Origin of the sequence: Sutterella sp., assembly GCF_052272535.1 — a bacterium.
In the GTDB taxonomy this organism is placed as follows: Bacteria; Pseudomonadota; Gammaproteobacteria; order Burkholderiales; family Burkholderiaceae_F; genus Sutterella.
Genome location: NZ_DAVZJY010000266.1, coordinates 1 through 2,853 on the forward strand (window position 1 = coordinate 1; position 2,853 = coordinate 2,853).

A 2,853-nucleotide genomic window follows, 5' to 3' on the forward strand; every position below is an offset into this window, starting at 1 on the left:
CCGCCCTGCGGGCGGCGGTCTTCGTCCGCCTTCGGGCGCGCAGCCCTCTCGAGCGCCGCGCGGCAGGCGGACACACACAACCGGACTGAAGGAACCAAATGCTTCTGCGCCACCGTCTTCTCATCGCCCTCGCGCCCCTCGCCGCGGCGCTTCCCGCCCCCGCCGCTCCTGCGGCCGCGGCCGAACCCCGCGTCGAAATCAACACCTCGATGGGCCGCATCGTCGTGCGCCTTGCGCCCGCCCGCGCCCCGATCACCGTGAAGAACTTCCTGCGCTACGTCTCGGAAGGCTTCTACACGGACACCGTCTTCCACCGCGTGATCCCGGGCTTCATGATCCAGGGCGGGGGCTTCGACGAGAAGCTACGCGAAAAGCCCACGCACGAACCGATTCCGCTTGAAGCCCGCGGCGGGCTGCGCAACGACCGCTACACGATCGCCATGGCGCGCACCTCGTACCCGCACTCCGCGACCTCGCAGTTCTACATCAACGTCGCCGACAACGACTTCCTCAACGCCGACCAGGCGCAGGACGGCAACGGCTACTGCGTCTTCGGCGAAGTGGTCGAGGGGACGGACGTCGTCGAGAAAATCGCCGCCGTTCGCACCGGCCGGCGCGCCGGCATGAGCGACGTGCCCGTCGAAACCGTGAAGATTCTTTCGGCGAAGGTGCTCTGAGGCGCCGCCTTTAAGGCTGGTCACGGCCGGCCCGCGGCGTGAGAAAATACGTCTTCAATCCACACCGGCCGCAGCAGGGCCCGCAGGCCGAGGCGCTCGTCCGCACCCCGCGGCCGCGCCGGCGGCCGGTTCCTTCATTTCTCTGAGGTGCTACACCCATGATCCGCTTCACCACCAACTTCGGCGTCATCGACATCGAACTCGACCGCGAGCACGCCCCCGTCACGTGCGCCAACTTCGAGGAGTACGTCAAGTCGGGCTTCTACAACGGCACGATCTTCCACCGCGTGATCTCCGGCTTCATGATCCAGGGCGGCGGCTTCGAGCAGGGCATGAAGCAGAAGCCCACCCGCGAACCGATCGAGAATGAAGCCGCCAACGGCCTCAAGAACGACCGCTACACGATCGCGATGGCCCGCACGTCGGACCCGCACTCCGCCACCGCGCAGTTCTTCATCAACGTCAACGACAACAGCTTCCTCAACCACACCGCCCCCACCCCGAACGGCTGGGGCTACGCCGTCTTCGGCAAGGTCGTGGCCGGCCAGGACGTCGTCGACAAGATCGCCCACGTGCGCACGGGCACCTTCGGCTTCTACGGCGACGTGCCGCTTGAAGACGTCGTGATCGAGAAGGCCGAGGAGATCGAAGGCTGATGCCTCCCGCCACTCCGTCTGCGGACAGAGACCTTCGCGTGAGGAAAAAGCCCGGCTGGAAGGCCCGTTTCGGGATGGGCCTTCTTCTCTTCGTCAATTCAACGCTGCGTTTCTTCAGCCGAAGCAAAATGGATCTCTCACAGTTTCCGCCTCCGGCCCTCGCCGGCCTCACTGAGGTTGAGCCGCTCACCAATCCGGTGATCATCTCCGACCTGCACCTGTCGCCCACGAAGCCGAAGACCATCATGGCCTTCGTGCGCTTCATGAAGCAGGTCGCGCCGCGCTATCCGGAGCTCGTGATTCTCGGAGACCTCTTCGACTTCTGGCTGGGCGACGACGCCCATCCGGAGGCGCAGCCCGTGACGGCGCTCCTGAAGCTCCACGCCGCGACCGGCCGGCGCGTGCTCATCATGCCGGGCAACCGCGACGTGGTTTTGGGCGCAGGGTTCGCGCAGTCGATCGGCGCGGAGCTCCTCCACGATCCGATCGTCGTTGAGATCAAGGGCCGCCGGGTGCTGCTCGCCCACGGCGACCAGTGGTGCCTGCGCGACGAGGGGTATCAGAAGCTGCGCCGCATCACGCACGACCCGGACTGGCAGCGCATGATGCTCGCGAAGTCCGTCGCCGAACGCCTCGCCGTCGCCAAGGAGGCGCGCGAGCGCTCCGAGACGGAGAAGAAGGAGAAGACCATGCTCGAGATGGACGTGGTCGAAGGCGTCGTCGCCGAAGCCGCCAAGGAGGCGGGCGTCGACCTCGTGATCCACGGCCACACCCACCGCCCCGCCGCCCACATCTTCGACGGCTACGAGCGTTGGGTGATTCCGGACTGGAAGCTCGACGGCGTCGAAGGCGCCGGGCGCTCCGGCTGCATCACCTTCCTCGATTCCGGTCGGGCGCAGATTCAGATGTTCTGAACCCGCGCACATCGTCGGAACGGGCGGTCTGAGGCGCCGCAGCACGCTCCCGCCGCACCAAGGTCCCTCCAAAGCCACACCCCGCCCGAGCGAGCAGCTCCCGCGGGGTTTTTCATGCGCCGCGCCCGAGCGCCTTCTCCGGCCCGCGGGTCCGTTGGCCTCCCTCACCCGCCCGGGAGCCCCGCTCCCCCGCACCATTTCGAGCCGCTGCGGACGGAATCAGTTTCAGTGCGGTGAGCTCCAGCGCTATGATCTCCCACTCTTGTTTTTGTGAGGGCGCCAGCGGGATGCACGACGCCCCTGCGGGAAGAAGACTTCAGGCCTTCTCGGCCTCGCGCCGGGCGGCGCTCTTCTGTCTTCTCGAGAAGGCCCAGGTTTCGCCGAGAAAGAGCACAACACCCGCCCAGATGAAGAGGAACCCGATCAACATCTCGAGCGTGAAGGGCTCGTCGAAGGCGAAGACGCCGATCAGAAAGACCATCGAGGGGCTCACGTACTGGATCACCGCCGTCGTCGAATAGGGCAGCAGCCGCACGCCCGCGGCGAAGAAGAGGAGCGGCACGGCGGTGATGGGGCCGGCCGCGACGAGGAGAAGCTCCGTCATGG

General features: G+C 66.6%; 3 protein-coding genes and 1 pseudogene. 3 read left to right on the forward strand and 1 reads right to left on the reverse strand.

Annotation, left to right across the window (positions count from 1 at the left end; translation table 11 throughout):
* Window positions 1–98: 98 nt before the first annotated feature.
* The 3 genes from ACT6Y9_RS10080 (at window position 99) to ACT6Y9_RS10090 (ending at window position 2,247) form a co-directional block, all read left to right on the forward strand.
* A complete protein-coding gene (locus ACT6Y9_RS10080) occupies window positions 99–677 on the forward strand; it encodes a peptidylprolyl isomerase (protein WP_443744434.1) in 579 nt (192 codons plus the stop codon).
* Between the two features lie 158 nt (window positions 678–835).
* Window positions 836–1,333, forward strand: coding sequence for a peptidylprolyl isomerase (locus tag ACT6Y9_RS10085; RefSeq protein WP_295480674.1), 498 nt, complete (start codon window positions 836–838; stop codon window positions 1,331–1,333).
* A gap of 128 nt (window positions 1,334–1,461) precedes the next feature.
* Complete coding sequence (locus ACT6Y9_RS10090; RefSeq protein ID WP_295480672.1) at window positions 1,462–2,247, forward strand: UDP-2,3-diacylglucosamine diphosphatase; 786 nt, start codon at window positions 1,462–1,464, stop codon at window positions 2,245–2,247.
* Window positions 2,248–2,563: 316 nt separating this feature from the next.
* Here ACT6Y9_RS10090 and ACT6Y9_RS10095 read toward each other — a convergent pair.
* A pseudogene (locus ACT6Y9_RS10095) lies at window positions 2,564–2,853 on the reverse strand (EamA family transporter RarD); the annotation flags it as partial.